Source organism: Streptomyces sp. NPDC000151 (assembly GCF_040301705.1).
GTDB lineage: Bacteria > Actinomycetota > Actinomycetes > Streptomycetales > Streptomycetaceae > Streptomyces.
This window is the reverse complement of the sequence record NZ_JBEPFC010000305.1, coordinates 1-1,569: the sequence shown is the minus strand read 5'-3', so window position 1 is coordinate 1,569 and position 1,569 is coordinate 1. Positions and strand designations below refer to the sequence as shown.

1 protein-coding gene is annotated in these 1,569 nt (G+C 78.6%); it reads right to left on the bottom strand.

Features of this window, described 5'->3' with window-relative positions:
* Positions 1-20: 20 nt before the first annotated feature.
* On the bottom strand, positions 21-1,569 hold a 1,549-nt coding region (locus ABT381_RS35720), incomplete at its 5' end, for an FUSC family protein (RefSeq protein ID WP_351602269.1).

Here is a 1,569-nt window from a genome sequence, read left to right as displayed (position 1 = left end):
GCGCGCCGCCTCCGTACGTCTCAGACCGCCCCCGCGTACCCCCGCATCCGTTCCAGTTCCGCCGCGACGTCGCTGAGCGTGGCGCAGTCGGGGGCCGACTCCAGGGCGGGCGGCGGCAGCGGCCGGGGGCGGTGGCGGCGCGGCGCGTTCAGCGCGGCCGCCATGTCCGTGAGGACGAGGCACAGCCGCCGCGCGTCCTCCTCGCTGGGCCGCTGCGCGCCCTGGTCCAGGCGGACGGCCGCCGCCGTGGTCGCGTCCACGATGCGCTCGGCGGCCTTGACGACGGTCGGCCAGTCGGGGTCGCCGCGGCGGTGCGCGAGCAGCTCAGCAGCCGCCGTCTCGGCGGCCGTACGGGCCTCGCCCAGCGCCTGGTAGGCCGCCCGGCGCAGCGCCAGCCGCTCCCCCGTGTCCGTGCCGGGCTCGGTCGCGAGGACCTGCCGCAGGTACGCCTCCGTGCAGTGCAGCGCGGCCCCGACCCGCGGCCCGACCCGGCGCCGCGGGTCCGCCAGCCGCGGCAGGTGACCGACGACCAGCACGATGAGGCAGGCGATCGAGGTGTCGACGATCCGCTCGGGCGCGGCCTCCGGCGCGCCGCTGACGTGCACGAACGACAGCACCATGAGCGTGATGGCGACGGTCTGCAGGGCGAAGTGCCGGGTCGCGAAGGGCAGCAGCGCGCCGCCCGCCGTGGCCATCACCACGGGCCACCACGCGCCGGGCAGCGCCAGTCCGGCGAGGGCGAAGACCAGCACGCCGCAGGCGGTACCGGCGAAGCGGTTGACCGTACGGGAGAACAGCGGGCCGAGGTCGGGCTTGACGAGGAACGTGGCGGTGGCGGGCAGCCAGTACCAGTGCTCGGCGCGCAGCAGCAGCGCCATGGCCGTGCAGGCCGCGATGCAGATGCCGACCCGCAGGCCGTAGTCGCGCCCGGCGGGCCCGAAGACGCGGCGGCCGGGCCCGCGCCGCCAGGCGAACACGCCCGCGACGCCGCGCGCGAAGGAGGCCCAGCGCCCGGTCTCGAACGCCGCGCGCGACCCGAAGGGGGCCCAGGCGCCACTGTCCTCGGACACGCCGCGCTCGCTGCTGTCCTCCTCCAGTACGCCGCGTTCCGAGGCGCCTACGGGAGCGGCGGGACGCAGCCCCCGAAGGAGCCGCTCGTCCGTCGCCCCCGCCGCGGTGCCGCCCGCCGGCGGCTGGGTGCGCGCGAAGACCACCGCCGCGTCGAGCAGCGCCCGGTCGAAGGCGCTGCGGGCGGGCGTGGAGGTCTCGGGCGCGGGCAGCCGGCCGGGAGGGCGCCCGGTGCGCAGCGCCCGGGAGAGGGCCCGCGGCCCCTCGGCGACGCGGGCGGGCAGCGGCCGGGCCTCCCACAGTAGGGCGACGCTGGCCTCGCAGAGCGTGGTGGCGGCGGCGAAGCGTTCGATGAGCCGGCGCTCGTCGGTACGGGGCCTGCGGCGCAGCAGCCGGCGCAGCCGCATGGCCTCGTCGGCCCGGTCCAGCGCCGTGGTCAGCCGGCGCCTGGCCGGTTCGGCGCCCGGCGTGCCGACGGCCGTCAGCGCGTCGGCGAGCGCG